Below are 12,893 nucleotides of genomic sequence, written 5' to 3'. Positions count from 1 at the left end.
TTCGGCGGACGCAGCTCGCGCGGGCTCGGCACAGGCCTCGACAGGCGACGGCCCAGCCCACCCGGACCGTCGGCGACGCCCGCGCAGAACGCGGAGTGGTCAGGCCCGCCGTGCTCCCGGCAGCGGCGTCTCCGATCGCTCGGTTCCCGGCGTCCGGCGCAGGCGATCTGCTGCCTTGGACCGCATCCGCCTGCCGAGGCTGTGCAGGACCGCCGGTGCGACCACGGCGAGTCGTCTGCTGCGGGGGACGACGGCGCGATGCAGGAGGACGTCGACGTCGGAGTCCTCGATCTCGTCGAGGATGCCCTGGTAGAGGACGGCGGCGGTGGCGACACAGGGCCGTGCGTCCGGCGCGAGCATCGGGATGCCCGGCAGCGCCCGCCGATACACCGCTCGATTGCGGGCGATGAAGTGCGCCAGCGCCCGCCGCACTCGCGGGTCCGGTCGCCCGAGTCGCCTACACCAGAGGAGCCGGTCTCGGTCGACGCCGAAGGCGGCCAGCTCGTCCAGCGGCAGGTAGAGCCTGCCCCGGTCGAGGTCCTCGCCGACGTCGCGGAGGAAGTTGGTCAGTTGGAACGCCTCGCCGAGTGCGGCGGCATGGCGGGCCGCCGCGCCGCGCGCCCCGACGGTGCCGAACACCGGGAGCAGTTGGAGGCCGATCACCTCGGCGGAGCCCCGGACGTACACGGCCAGGTCGGCGGCGCTGGCGTACTCGGTGACCGTCAGGTCCATGCGCATCGAGACGAGGAAGTCGGTGATCAGGTGGTGCTCGATGCCGTAACGGGTGACGGTGTCGACCACCGCGGCCAGGATCGGATGGCCGCTGCGTCCGGCGGCCAGCTCGGCGGCGGTCTGGTCGGCCACCAGGTGCAGCCGGGCCGTGGGATCGACCGTTCCTGGTTCGTCGACGATGTCGTCCACCCAGCGGGCGAAGCCGTAGAGGGCGTGCACGGCGGGCCGCTGGTCGGGACGCAGCAGCCGGGTGGCAAGGAAGTAGGTGCGACCGTGGCGGGCGTTGAGCGCCCGGCACCGTGCATAGGAGTTCCGCAGCACGGCGCCCCGGATTCCCGCCGCGTCCAGTTCGGCCCGGCTCATCGCCCGTGCGTCCGTCCTTGCCTGCTGCGGCCGGGACCCGCCGGGATGCCCGTGACGCGCGCGGCGGCGAGCTTGCCCGAGATCAGCGCGGTCGGCACGCCGACGCCGGGGGTCGTCCCGGAGCCCGCCAGCGCCACGTTGACCGTGCCCGCCACCCGATTGCCCGGCCGAAACGGACCGGTCTGGCTCAGCGTGTGCGCGAGAGAGAACGGCGTGCCCGCGCCGTGCCCGCCCTCGGCCCAGTCGCGCGGGGTGACCAGATGGTTCAGGTCGATGTCCGGCTCGCCGATGAGCAGGCCGCGCCGGGTCGCCACCGCGATCAGCTCGTCACGGTAGGCCGGGCCGATCCTGGCCCAGTCCTGGCGGCCGACGGCCAGGTTCGGGGCGGGCGCCAACAGGTACAACAGCTCACGGCCGTCCGGGGCCAGCGTCGGATCGGTCACCGTGGGCCGGGTGACCAGCAACGACGGGTCCGACATCAGCCGCCCCTCGTCGATGATCTCGCGGAAGGTTCGGCGCCAGGCCCCGCCGAAGGAGATGACGTGGTGGGCGGGGTCCGCCTGCGCCCCGCTCGCGACCCCTAGGTGCAGGACGACGGCGGAGGGCGACCAACGCAACGGCACGAGCCGACGCGGTGTCCGGCCGAGCAGGCGGTAGGCGACGGGCAGGTCGGGGGTGAGCACGACCGCATCACACTCGATCCGCTCCTGATCGGTGTGCACGGCACGCACCCGGTCGCCGACCCGCTCGAGTCGACGCACCGGACTGTCGTAGCGGAACTCGGCGCCGTGTGCGGCGGCGGCGTCGGCGAGGGCACGGGGCAGGGCCCGCATGCCGCCCTTCGGGAACCACACGCCGCCGACGGTGTCCAGATAGGCGATCACGCCGTAGGCGGCCATGGCGCGCTGCGGCGACAGACCCGCGTACAGCGCCTGGAAGGAGAACACCCGCCGCAGCCGCTCATCCCGCAGGTGCCTGCCCACCGCAGGTCCGAGCCTGCCGAGGCCGCCGAGCGCGACGAGCCGGGCCGCCGCCGGGTGCATCAGGTCCAGCGGCGAGCCCAGGTTCGCGGCGATGAACCGGTCGAACTGCGCCTCGTAGAGTTCGGTCAGCCACCGTCGCAGTCGCCGGTAGCCCGCCGCCTCCCGAGGCCCGGCGAACCGGCGGACCTCTGCCTCCATCGCCGCCGCGTCGGAGTGCACGGCCAGTGCGCTGCCGTCGGCGAAGCGTGCCTGGTAGGCCGGGTGCAGTGGCACCAGGTCGAGTCGGTCGGCCAGTGACTCGCCCACGGCGCCGAGTGCGTCGGCGACGACCTCGGGCATGGTCAGCACGGTGGGTCCGGTGTCCACCCGATAGCCCGCCGCGTCCAGCAGGCCCGCCCTGCCTCCCGGGTGACTCGCGGACTCGACGACGGTGACCCGGCGGCCCGCGCCGAGCAGGTGCAGCGCGGCGGACAGCCCGGCGAGCCCGGCGCCGACGACCACGACATGGTCGGTCCGCCCGCTCATCCCACGCTCCGGACGCAGGGTGCCTGCCCAGCCTCGGCGGCGACGGTGGGCAGGCTCAGACATCACGACGGATCATCGCGTCGGCCAGGGTGCGCAGCCGGGCGGCGGCCGGTTCCGGCAGGTCGACGGTCGACAGCCGCTCCACCGCCGAGGCGGCGAGCGACTCGATGCGTCGCTCCACGAGGTCCACCGCGCCCGACTCGACGAGCAGGCTCCTGACCTCGACAAGTCGTTGCGGCGAGAGGTCGGCGTCGCCGAGCGCGGCACGCAGCGTCGCACCGGAGCCGGGACGGCCCTCGGCATCGGCGAGCCGCAGCGCCTCGTTGACCAGCACGGTGTGCTTGCCCTCGCGGATGTCGTCGCCTGCGGGCTTTCCGGTGGTCTCGGGCTCGCCGAAGACGCCGAGCAGGTCGTCTCGGAGCTGGAACGCGATGCCGAGATCGGCGCCGTACTCATGGAGCGCGGTCGTCACGTCGTGGCCCGCGCCGCCCAGCAGCGCACCGAGGCGCAGCGGCTGCTGCACGGTGTAGCCCGCCGTCTTGAGCAGGTTCACCCGCAGCGCGGCCTCGATCGACTCGCTGCCCGCCGCCTGAGTACGCAGGTCGAGGAACTGTCCCGCCATCATCTCGGTGCGCATGGCCCGCCACGCGGCGCCCGCGCGGTGCAGCAGTTCGTGCGGCACCCCGGACTGGTGCAGCATGTCGTCGGCCCAGCACAGCGCCAGGTCGCCGACCAGGACGGCCACCGACCGGCCGAAGTTCGCACCGTCGCCGCGCATCCCGGCGTCCCGGTGCATCGACTCCATGGCCACGTGCACGGCGGGCCGCCCACGGCGGACGTCGGAGCCGTCCATCACGTCGTCGTGCACCAGCGCGCAGGCGTGCACCAGCTCCACCGCGCTGACGGCGCGCAGCACCGCGTCGGCCTCGGCCCCGGTCGCGGCGCCGCCTGCCGCCCGCCAGCCCCACCACGCGAACAGCGGGCGGATTCGCTTGCCGCCGTCGCGGACGAAGGAGACGAGCGGGTCGACCAGCTCCACGGTGAAGTCGTCGTCGAGGGCGAGCGACTCGGCTCGACGGGCGGCCAGGTAGCGAGCCAGATGGCCGTCGACGGCACGGACCACCTCGGCGTCGCCTGCCCGGAACACCGGCTCGGGTGTCGTCGAGCCCTCGGGTCCGCCCAGCTCGGCGCTCGTGGCCGCGTGGTCACCGGTTCGAGTCATGCCACGTCTCCTCGTGACCTGGGGGTGGTGTCGGCACGGGCCGTGCGGCACGGACCGACGCCGTCGCACGCCTGCCTCCGTGACACGGCCACGCAGCGTGCCCCCGCTCTCGGGGTGCGCGCCGCCGCCCGAGAGGCTGGCGAGCCGGACCATCACAGGGTAGTTCCGGGAAATCACCGGCTCGGACCGCCCGCGTCCTAGGGACTCTCGGCTGGATCACCGAGCGGATCGGGTGGAGGCGAGGCGACGGGGAGCCCGGCGGGACGGCTGGTTCCGGTCTTCGCGTAGCAGGTGTCGATGCCGCGCCACTGCTCGCGACGGTTCATGCACCGCTTGATGATGTGGCGCTGCCCGCTGGCCTGACGGGCGAAGGCCTCCGGCCGCCGGCTGGGCTGACTGCGTCGCGGCCGGTGTCCATGCTGATCCGCCTGGACCGACGTCCGGCTGCGGCGCTTGCGCACGTGGTCGCGGATCATGCGGGACGAATTCGCTTCGTCGGCCGGGACACCTCCGGTCTGGTGCGCGGACGGCCACGCCGCCGGGCACGCGCGGGCGGGCCGGGACGGCACGTGCGGCGGGTGCGGCGGGTGCGTCAGCGGCAGAGCGGCAGCCGGGCGGCTGTGGGGGGCGCAACGGCTGCCAGCACGACGAGCAGGGCCCATCGCCTGCATCGTCGTCTAGGTCCGCCCCGGTGATCTTGGCGAGAAGCCCGGGGTCGGCACGATTCGGCCCGAGGCGGTGCACCCGGAGCCCGCCGCGTCGCATCGGCCCGGTCGGATCGGGTCGAGGCGGAGGCAGGTCGAGCCGGAGGCAGGTCGAGCCGCTGTCCTAGGCTGGGCGCGACGCCGTCGGCCCGGTTCGTCGTCGGCCGCCTGAAGTGGGAGTGCCCGGTGTCCTACCGTTTCGCCGTCGAGCGGACCGATCACGCCGACCTGGCGAGCGGATCGGTGCTGCGCTCGGCGCCCGGTTTTCCCGCCTTCCCGGTCCGGCCGGCCGTCGAGCTGTTCGCCAGGGCACGGGCGTGGCTCCCGGATCGGCGCGAGCTGACCCTGTGGGACCCGTTGTGCGGCAGCGGATACCTGCTCACCGTCCTCGGGCTGTTGTACCGCCGCGAACTGGGCACGGTGCTCGCCTCCGATATCGATCCCCGAGCCTGCGAACTGGCGACCGAGAACCTGGCCATGCTGAGCACGGCGGGGCTGCGGGCCCGCGCGACGCGGCTGCGGGAGCTGGCCGGGCAGTTCGACAAGCCCTCCTATGCCGAGGCCGCCGAGGCCGCAGGCAGGCTGGACGGCCTGCTCCGGGTGGGCGGCGGCGACCTGCCCGCCCTCATCCGCCGCACCGACGCGACGGACCCGGCCGAGACGCAGGCGGCAGTGGCGGGACTTCCCCCGGTCGACCTGGTGATCACGGACCTGCCCTACGGCGAGCAGACCGACTGGCAGGGGCGAGCCGAAGCGACGGACCCGACGGCTGCGGGGCCTGCCTCCGAGGACTCGGCCGCCCATGGTCTGCACAGCCCCGGCTCGCGCAGCCCCGGCCCGCACCGCGCCGGCGGCACCGCCGAGAATCCGGCCGCTGCGGAGGCGACCAGGGCGGCTCGAGTCACGACGCTGCTGCGCGCGCTGCGCCCTGCGCTGCCCCCGGCGGCCGTGATCGTCCTCGTCGACCGTTCCCGCCGGGTGGCACTGCCCGCCGGGCTGCGGCCGCTGGAGCGCGTTCGGATCGGCGCCCGCTCCTCGGTGTTGCTCCGAGCGGGCGATCTCCCCGACTGATCGCCGACGCCCGTTCCGACGCCCGTTCCGACGCCCGTTCCGACGCCCGTTCCGACGCCCGTTCCGACGCCCGTTCCGACGCCCGTTCCGACGCCCGTTCCGACGCCCGTTCCGACGCCCGTTCCGACGCCCGTTCCGACGCCCGTTCCGCGCCGCCGCGCGTCACGCGACCGGCGGCGCGGCCGTCGCCTCTTCGGCGCGGTCGGGGTCGGCGGGCGGTTCGGGCCGGCGGGGGTGAATCAGCAGGGCGGCCGTCTTGTCCGGCAGGGTGATCTCGCCGTGGTCGACGAAGCCCGCCGCGAGGAAGGCACGAACGGAGGCCGGGTTGGCGACGTCGGGTTCGGCGACCACTCGGTCACAGGCCGGGTCGGCCCGCAGCAGTCCGCGCGCGACCGCGCCGAGCAGCGCCCGGCCCAGTCCGCGCCCGGTGGCGAGCCGGTCGCCGATCGCGACGTGCACCCCGAGGTCGTGGGGCTGTACCGGATAACACGCGGCCAGCCGATCTCGGCTCGCCCGGTAGACCTCCAGGTAGGCCAGCGGACTTCCCTCGTACAGCAGGAACACCGGGCGGGAGTGGTCACCCGCAGACTGCGCGGCCAACTCCTCGCGCCAGCGTTCCCTCGGCCAGTCCTGGTGCCAGAACGCCGCCACGTGGTCGCGGTTCATCCAGTCGTGGACCAGGTCCAGGTCGGGTCCCTCGGCTCGTGCCCAGCGGGCCTCCCATGGCGCGTCGAGCTGCGGCAGCGGCGGCGGTCCGACCTCGATCCGGCTCATCCGGCTCCTTCTGACGAGGACGGCACGACGGCCGTCACGACGGGGTCAGGCCATGATCCCCACATCCCGGTCCCGCCGGGGGGTGCGGTGCGTCACGCCGATCCGGCAGGCGGCAGCAGCGGACCGCCGGACCACTGTTGAAAGATCAGGGTGGTCTGCACGCGGGAGACCTCGTCACGGGAGGCGAACTCGTCGAGCACCAGGCGTTGCAGGTCGGCGGCGCCTGCCGTGGAGACGTGGACGAGATAGTCGTCGGGACCCGCCAGGTTGTAGAGCGCCCTGGTCTCGGGCAGGCCGAGCACGTGTGAGACGAAGGGCTCGACCAGCTCACGTCGATGCGGCTGGATGCGCAGGGAGATCAGCGCGTCCAGGGGCCTGCCCAGCCGCTCCGGGTCCACGCGGATCGTCTGGCCGAGGATGACGCCGATCGAGCGCAGCCGCGCGACGCGATCCAGGCAGGTCGACGGCGCGACGCGCACGGCGGCGGCCAGTTCCTTGTTCGCCATCCGTGCGTCGTTCTGCAACAGACGGAGAATCTCAAGATCAATCGAATCCAATTCGGCAGCATCTGACATTCGGCGAATAGTAGACGGACTTCGATCCATTCTCCCGAATATCAGTCAGGATCTCCCCGGCGCATCGAATCCGCGACGCCAGCATCGACCGGGGAGCGTCCGTCGTGCCGGAAGGCATCTCGCTGTTCATCATGATCACCGCGATCACCATCGTCGTACCGGGACCGGACTTCGTGCTGGTCACCCGCAACACGCTGCTGCTCGGCCGCCGGGCAGGTTATCTCACCGCCGCAGGCATCGCGGCGGGCCTGACCCTGTACTCGCTGCTCGCGGTGGTCGGCCTGACGACGTTGATCGCCGCGCACGAGGGGATGCTCACGGCGCTGCGCCTCGCAGGCGGCGGCTATCTCGCGTTCCTCGGCTGGCAGGCACTGCGGTCGTGGTGGCGTGGCCGGGCGAACCGGGGGACGCTCGACGAGCCCGGTGCCGTTCCGGCCGAGACTCTGCCCGCCCACGGCACCAGGCGCACGGCAGCGCGTTCCGGCATCCGACTCCCCGCACCGCTGGTACAGGGCGTACTGAACAACCTGTTGAATCCCAAGGCCCTCGTCTTCTACCTGACCCTGCTGCCGCAGTTCATCCAGCCTGCGGGGTCGGTGGTCGGGCAGACGCTGCTGCTGAGCGGGATCGCGACGCTGCTGGCCACCCTGTGGTGGCTGGCCTATGTCACGGCCGTCGGACGACTCGCCCCCGTGCTGCGCAGGCGTTCCGTGCGCGACGGACTCGATCTCGGCACCGGCATGCTGCTCGGCGGATTCGGCGTGGTCCTCGCCGTCGGAGCCCTGTGAGTCAGGGGCCCCACCGGGTCGGCTCCGGCGTGATCGGAGCCGAGGTCACGATGGCGCAGCGCATCGTCGATCCGCGCATCGTCGACCGGTCGTCCGCCTCGCGGGCGGGCACCACCACCGCGATCACGGTCCCCGCCTGCCAGGCTTGCCAAGGAGCCGTAGGGAGCCGCGACGGGACCTCGCGCGGCGCCATCCTTCGCGACGCCGCTACTGCAATTACCGAGCCCTGGTGACGAAGCCCGCTCCGCAGACGAGGGGCCGATGGGTAAAGTCCCTCGGGTGACCACCGCCGCATCCGCCCCCGCCGCCGAGACGGTGGTCCGGCCCGCCCGTGTCCGTCTGGTGATCGCTGCGATCGCGGCGACGCTGGCCGCGATCGACCTCTTCGTCAAGCACCTCGTCGAGCAAGCCCACCCGGCCGGTCCCGATCTCGGCATCCTCAGCATGCGGCTGGCCTACAACCCCGGCATCTCCTTCAGCATGGGCGCCTCGCTGCCTGCGTGGGTGGTCATCGCCGTCACCGGCGCGGTGACGCTGGGCATCGCCGTCTATGCGTGGCGCACGGCTCCCGAGGTGCCGAACTCGGCGCGGCTGGCCTTAGCCATGATCCTCGCAGGCGCAACGGGGAACCTCATCGACCGCATCGACGACGGGGCGGTCACCGACTACCTGCACACCGGCTGGTTCCCGACGTTCAACATCGCCGACGCGCTGCTGACCTGTGGCGTCGTCCTGCTGATTTTGGTCACGCTGCTGACCGAGTACCGCCCCGCCACCAGGCCGGAACCTCAGGACGAGCCCGCGAGCTGACGTCGGCCCGGCCCGTCTCGGGGCGCGAACGGAGACGCTGCGTGGCTGCGGACGGATGCGGGACGCGCACCCGGTCTCGGCCGAGCGATCGGCGGTGATGCGGACCACGGCGCGAACATCCACCGCGCGATCAACCTCGCACCGGCCGACGCGACCCCGACCTCGCCGATAGCCGAGGGCGCAGTCGTCGACGGCGCCTGACTTCGAGGGTGCCGCACAGGGGATGTCGAGCCGGCCCGCGCGACGCCGACCGGGCGCACCACCGGCACGATCGTCGATCCCGGCAACACCAGGCGGGCGTGATCGCGCCGCCTGACCAGGGCGGCGAGCACCGTGAGAACGGCGAGAACGGCGAGTGCGGTGAACGTGTGAATGACCATGACACGACTATCGAACACAAGTTCGATTCGAGCAAGATATCGATCGAGTGGAGTGTGGTTCGCACGGCCCTGACCCCGGACTCACCCCGACTCCCGAGGGACTCAGTCGGCGTCCGCGCTCTGCCGGATCAACCGCGCCACCCGCTCCTCGATGTCCACGAAATGCGCGCCGAGGGCGTCGCGGGCGGCGACCGGATCGCCCGCCCGCACGGCCTCGACGATCGTCCGATGCTCGTGGCAGATCTCGGCGCGGCCGGGCCTCGGCGGGTCGAGTTCGGCCTCCACGCGGTGGTAGACCGTCCAGAACAGACCGATCAGCTCCAGGGCGATCTCGTTGTCCAGCGGCCGGAACAGCGTCTCGTGGAACCGCTGATCGGTCTCGACGAGATCGCCGGACTCCATCGCCGCCACCAGCGCATCCAGTTCGCCGACCAGGTCCTCGTCGGCGCGGGCCACCACGGCCTCGACCAGCGACATCTCCAGGACCCGCCGGACCTCCATCAGATCCCGCAGCACCGAGGCGTCGTGCCGCATCGACTGGCGGGCGCGGAACAGCAGGCCGGGAGTGAAGGCGGTGATCGGCGCCGCGCCCACGAAGGTGCCGTAACCGTGCCTGATGTCGACGATGCCCAGGGTGCTCAGTGCCCGCAGTGACTCCCGCACCGAGTTGCGCCCCACGCCGAGTTCGTCGACGAGCTGGTTCTCGGTGGGCAGCGGGGAGCCCGGTGTCAGTCCACTGTCGATGATGAGATCGATGATCCGGTCTTGCAGCCGCCGGCCGTTCGCAGTCACGCGCCATCCCTCTTGCCACGGGTGTGGGCACCACAGTACCTTGCCCAGACATCCCACCTCCCAGGTGGGATGTCTGCCAGCGGAGCAAGGAGGCTCTGATGGATCCGCAGCACACTCGCGGCCGTCCCCGGTGGTATCACCAGCTCACGAGGAAAGACTGGAAGGCGTTCTTCGCCGCATGGCTCGGCTATGCGATGGACGGCTTCGACTTCGTCCTCATCGCACTGGTACTCACCGAGGTCGCGGCCGAGTTCGAACTGTCCACCGTCGAGGCGGCGAGCCTGATCTCGGCGGCGTTCATCTCCCGGTGGTTCGGCGGGCTGGCCCTCGGTGCGATCGGCGACCGCTACGGACGACGGCCCGCGATGGTGTTGAGCATCGTGCTCTACTCCGTCGGCACCTTCGCCTGCGGACTCGCCTGGGGCTACTGGCCGCTGTTCGTGGCGCGGCTCGTCGTCGGCATGGGCATGGCGGGCGAGTACAGCGCCAGCGCCACCTACGTGATCGAGAGCTGGCCGCGCGCCCTGCGCAACCGCGCCAGCGGCTTCCTCATCTCGGGCTTCTCGCTCGGCGGGGTGCTCGCGGCGCAGGCCTACCGCTTCATCGTGCCCGAGTTCGGCTGGCGCGCGCTGTTCCTGCTCGGCCTGCTGCCGATCCTGCTGGCACTCTGGCTGCGCCGGAGTCTTCCGGAGACGCCGGACTGGCAGCATCAGGCCGAGAGACGCGACGGAACCGGCGAACGCGACTTCGTCAGCGTCCTGTACGGCGGCCGGAACAGGCTGATCAACATCGTGCTGACGATCGCGGTGTCGCTCGCGCTGTTCTTCCTGTTCACCGGCGGCGCGACGGGCGTGCTCACGTGGGTGTCGATCGCCGTGACCGTCGCGGGTCTGGGCGCCTTCACCATCCAGTTCGCGGGCTCACGCAGCCCGATGATGCTGACGCTGATCGTCGTGGTCTTCTGCGCGTTCCTGTACTCGTGGCCGATCCAGGCCCTGTTGCCGACCTATCTCAAGACCGACCTCGGCTATGACCCCGCCCAGGTCAGCGAGGTCCTGTTCTTCGCGGGCTTCGGCACGGCGGTGGGCTGCTGTCTCGCGGGCTTCGTCGGCGACTGGCTGGGCACCCGTCGCGCCTACAGCCTGACGCTGCTCGCCTCGCTGCTGTTCATCCTCCCGGTGTTCGCCATCGGCGGGGATCAACTACTGCTGCTCGGGGTGCTGCTGTTCTGTCAGCAGGCGCTGGGCCAGGGCATCTCCGGAATCCTGCCGAAGCTGGTCAGCGGCTACTTCGACACCAGCACCCGTGCGGGCGGGCTGGGCTTCACCTACAACGTCGGGGCGCTGGGCGGCGCCGTGGCGCCGATCCTCGGTGCGCAGATCGCCGAGCGGACCAGCCTGGCGACCGCCCTCGGCGGCCTGGCGTTCAGCCTGACGCTCGTGGTGATCGTGCTCATCGCGGTGGACGCCCCCGCCCGAGTGCAGCGGCTCTTCGGCGACGACTCCGCGGCCGTCGACCTCACCGTCGCCGAGGACCAGATCGCGCCGGAACTCCGAACTCCCGCAGGCCGGAGCGCCGACTCGGCGGCGGACGACGCCGAAGGGGCCGACGGCCCCGACGACGCAGGCGCGGCCGGACCCGCCGCGCCGCAGGACACGACCGAACCAGACTCGCCGACCGGAGGCCGAACCTCATGAGCAAGCCGACCACCGCAGCCCGACCGCTCGTCGACGGGGGCGTGGTGCCCCCGCTGTGCACGCCGCTGACGCCGGATCAGGAACTCGACGTCGATTCGCTCGAACGGCTGGTCGCCCATCTGCTGGACGCGGGCGTCCTCGGCCTGTTCGTCGGCGGCTCCACGGGGGAGGCCGCCTACCTGCCGGACGAGCTGCGCAGACGCACCCTGGAGGTGGTGGTCGGCGCGGCCGCCGGGCAGGTGCCGGTGCTCGCGGGCGTCGTCGACATGTCCACCCCTCGGGTCCTCGACCACGCCCGCGCGGCGGCGGCGCTGGGCGCCGACGGCCTGGTGGCGACGGTGCCCTTCTACTCCCCCACTCATCCGGTGGAGATCCGCAGGCACTTCCGGACGATTCGGGCCGAGGTCGACCTGCCGCTGATCGGCTATGACATCCCCAGCGCCGTGCACACCAAACTCGACGCGGCGACGGTAGGCGAGCTGGCGGCGGAGGGCACTCTCGACGGGTTGAAGGACTCCAGCGGGGACCTCGACGGTCTGCGCGCCGTGCTCGACCTCGTCGGCGACATCCCCGGCTTCCGGGTCTTCAGCGGCTCCGAGACCGTGGCCGATCTGGGGCTGCGCTGCGGCGCGGCGGGTCTGGTGCCAGGACTGGGCAATGTGGACCCGCACGGCTACGTCCGGCTGCACCGGGCGGCGGCGGCAGGCGACTGGGACGAGGCGCTGCGCGAGCAGCAGCGGCTGCGTGCGCTGTTCGGTCTGATCGGGGTCGCGCCTGCCGATCGGATGGGCCGCTACTCCTCGGCGATCGGCGCGTTCAAGGCCGCGCTCGTCCTGCGCGGGGTGATCCGGCACGGCACCACCAGCCTGCCCATGGTTCCGCTGGACTCTGCCGAGATCGCCGCGGTCGGCGAACACCTCTCCCGAGCGGGCCTCTCCCTCGCTGGGAGCTGACGCCGGGGACCTCTCTCGGCGAGTGCAGGCCCGGCGCCCTCGCTACCGAACGCTGATCGCCGAGCCCCCGATCGCCGAGAGCGACGGGCCGCAGAGCGCACCGTACGGCAGGCGGTCCGCGGCCCTGTCGTCCACAGTGGTCGGCGGGCGGCGGTGGATTCATCGCCGCCGCCCGCACTGCGTTCACCTTGGCGACTCCTCGTCTCGACTGCCTTCCGGCGCGCGCTTCCCCCGATGAGCGGAGTCGCTGGCGGCGGCCGTTCGACCAGAGTGAAAGGCGAGATCGTCCACTGTTCCCGCCCTGGTCACGTCCGAGACAGGCCCCGGTCGCCTCGGTCGACTGTGCTCGGCGGTCGCAGCACCGGTTCGGCGTGAAGGGGAGGACATGCGGCGACGAGTCGACGCAAGGGGCAGCACGGACACGGCGGAGTCGGACGGAGCCGACGGAGCCAGACCCTCGGACGGGTCCGGCAGCCCGCGAAGACCGGACGGCAGCGATTCGGCAGGAGTACGCCGCACCTCGG

At 72.2% G+C, this 12,893-nt stretch carries 11 protein-coding genes; 5 read left to right on the top strand and 6 right to left on the bottom strand.

Translation table 11 applies throughout. The annotated features are described in order from the left end of the window. Positions 1 to 99: 99 nt before the first annotated feature. Genes UA74_RS10235 through UA74_RS10225 form a run of 3 tightly spaced genes read right to left on the bottom strand, consistent with a single transcriptional unit; the run spans position 100 to position 3,825 of the window. A complete protein-coding gene (locus UA74_RS10235; RefSeq protein ID WP_075740027.1) occupies positions 100 to 1,095 on the bottom strand; it encodes a phytoene/squalene synthase family protein in 996 nt (331 codons plus the stop codon). Then, on the bottom strand, positions 1,092 to 2,666 hold the full coding sequence (crtI, locus tag UA74_RS10230; protein ID WP_083683085.1) for a phytoene desaturase family protein: 1,575 nt from the start codon (positions 2,664 to 2,666) through the stop codon (positions 1,092 to 1,094). The genes UA74_RS10235 and crtI overlap by 4 nt, the downstream gene beginning before the upstream one ends. Beyond that, the gene (locus tag UA74_RS10225) at positions 2,659 to 3,825 is read right to left on the bottom strand and encodes a polyprenyl synthetase family protein (protein WP_083683084.1); all 1,167 of its coding nucleotides are present in this window, start codon (positions 3,823 to 3,825) and stop codon (positions 2,659 to 2,661) included. The genes crtI and UA74_RS10225 overlap by 8 nt, the downstream gene beginning before the upstream one ends. An 890-nt stretch (positions 3,826 to 4,715) precedes the next feature. On the opposite strand from UA74_RS10225, the gene UA74_RS10215 reads away from it, so the two are divergent. Then, positions 4,716 to 5,600 (top strand): hypothetical protein, encoded by an 885-nt coding sequence (locus UA74_RS10215; protein ID WP_075740025.1) that lies wholly within the window; start codon positions 4,716 to 4,718, stop codon positions 5,598 to 5,600. A 162-nt stretch (positions 5,601 to 5,762) separates the two neighbouring features. On the opposite strand, the gene UA74_RS10210 is transcribed toward UA74_RS10215, so the two are convergent. Both UA74_RS10210 and UA74_RS10205 read right to left on the bottom strand, forming a co-directional pair. After that, positions 5,763 to 6,374 (bottom strand): GNAT family N-acetyltransferase, encoded by a 612-nt coding sequence (locus tag UA74_RS10210; RefSeq protein WP_075740024.1) that lies wholly within the window; start codon positions 6,372 to 6,374, stop codon positions 5,763 to 5,765. A gap of 92 nt (positions 6,375 to 6,466) precedes the next feature. After that, positions 6,467 to 6,949 carry an Lrp/AsnC family transcriptional regulator gene (locus tag UA74_RS10205; protein WP_075740023.1) on the bottom strand — a complete coding sequence of 161 codons (483 nt, stop codon included), beginning with the start codon at positions 6,947 to 6,949 and terminating at the stop codon, positions 6,467 to 6,469. 104 nt (positions 6,950 to 7,053) lie between these two features. Between UA74_RS10205 and UA74_RS10200 the strand changes: the two genes are divergently transcribed. Both UA74_RS10200 and lspA read left to right on the top strand, forming a co-directional pair. Continuing rightward, a complete protein-coding gene (locus UA74_RS10200; protein WP_198042981.1) occupies positions 7,054 to 7,737 on the top strand; it encodes a LysE family translocator in 684 nt (227 codons plus the stop codon). 279 nt (positions 7,738 to 8,016) lie between these two features. After that, positions 8,017 to 8,547, top strand: coding sequence for a signal peptidase II (lspA, locus tag UA74_RS10195; protein ID WP_232237709.1), 531 nt, complete (start codon positions 8,017 to 8,019; stop codon positions 8,545 to 8,547). Between the two features lie 482 nt (positions 8,548 to 9,029). Here the strand turns inward: lspA and UA74_RS10185 are convergent, their stop codons facing one another. Beyond that, entirely contained in the window at positions 9,030 to 9,719 is a 690-nt protein-coding gene (locus tag UA74_RS10185; RefSeq protein ID WP_075740021.1) for a FadR/GntR family transcriptional regulator, read from the bottom strand. A 98-nt stretch (positions 9,720 to 9,817) separates the two neighbouring features. Between UA74_RS10185 and UA74_RS10180 the strand changes: the two genes are divergently transcribed. Continuing rightward, positions 9,818 to 11,416, top strand: coding sequence for an MFS transporter (locus UA74_RS10180; protein WP_083683080.1), 1,599 nt, complete (start codon positions 9,818 to 9,820; stop codon positions 11,414 to 11,416). Further along, the gene (locus UA74_RS10175; protein WP_075740020.1) at positions 11,413 to 12,369 is read left to right on the top strand and encodes a dihydrodipicolinate synthase family protein; all 957 of its coding nucleotides are present in this window, start codon (positions 11,413 to 11,415) and stop codon (positions 12,367 to 12,369) included. Before UA74_RS10180 ends, UA74_RS10175 begins: the two co-directional genes overlap by 4 nt. The last annotated feature ends 524 nt before the right edge of the window (positions 12,370 to 12,893 follow it).

The organism is Actinoalloteichus fjordicus, assembly GCF_001941625.1.
GTDB classification, from domain to species: domain Bacteria; phylum Actinomycetota; class Actinomycetes; order Mycobacteriales; family Pseudonocardiaceae; genus Actinoalloteichus_A; species Actinoalloteichus_A fjordicus.
The sequence above is the reverse complement of the archived record's forward strand: the minus strand, read 5'-3'. Positions and strand labels throughout refer to the sequence as shown.

What these genes read in the sequence shown, in the direction of transcription:
- UA74_RS10180 (WP_083683080.1), top strand. Translation starts at nt 9,818, where the DNA reads ATGGATCCGCAGCACACTCGCGGCCGTCCCCGGTGGTATCACCAGCTC.
- UA74_RS10175 (WP_075740020.1), top strand. Translation starts at nt 11,413, where the DNA reads ATGAGCAAGCCGACCACCGCAGCCCGACCGCTCGTCGACGGGGGCGTG.
- UA74_RS10205 (WP_075740023.1), bottom strand. Translation starts at nt 6,949, where the DNA reads ATGTCAGATGCTGCCGAATTGGATTCGATTGATCTTGAGATTCTCCGT.
- UA74_RS10225 (WP_083683084.1), bottom strand. Translation starts at nt 3,825, where the DNA reads ATGACTCGAACCGGTGACCACGCGGCCACGAGCGCCGAGCTGGGCGGA.
- crtI (WP_083683085.1), bottom strand. Translation starts at nt 2,666, where the DNA reads ATGTCTGAGCCTGCCCACCGTCGCCGCCGAGGCTGGGCAGGCACCCTG.
- UA74_RS10235 (WP_075740027.1), bottom strand. Translation starts at nt 1,095, where the DNA reads ATGAGCCGGGCCGAACTGGACGCGGCGGGAATCCGGGGCGCCGTGCTG.
- UA74_RS10210 (WP_075740024.1), bottom strand. Translation starts at nt 6,374, where the DNA reads ATGAGCCGGATCGAGGTCGGACCGCCGCCGCTGCCGCAGCTCGACGCG.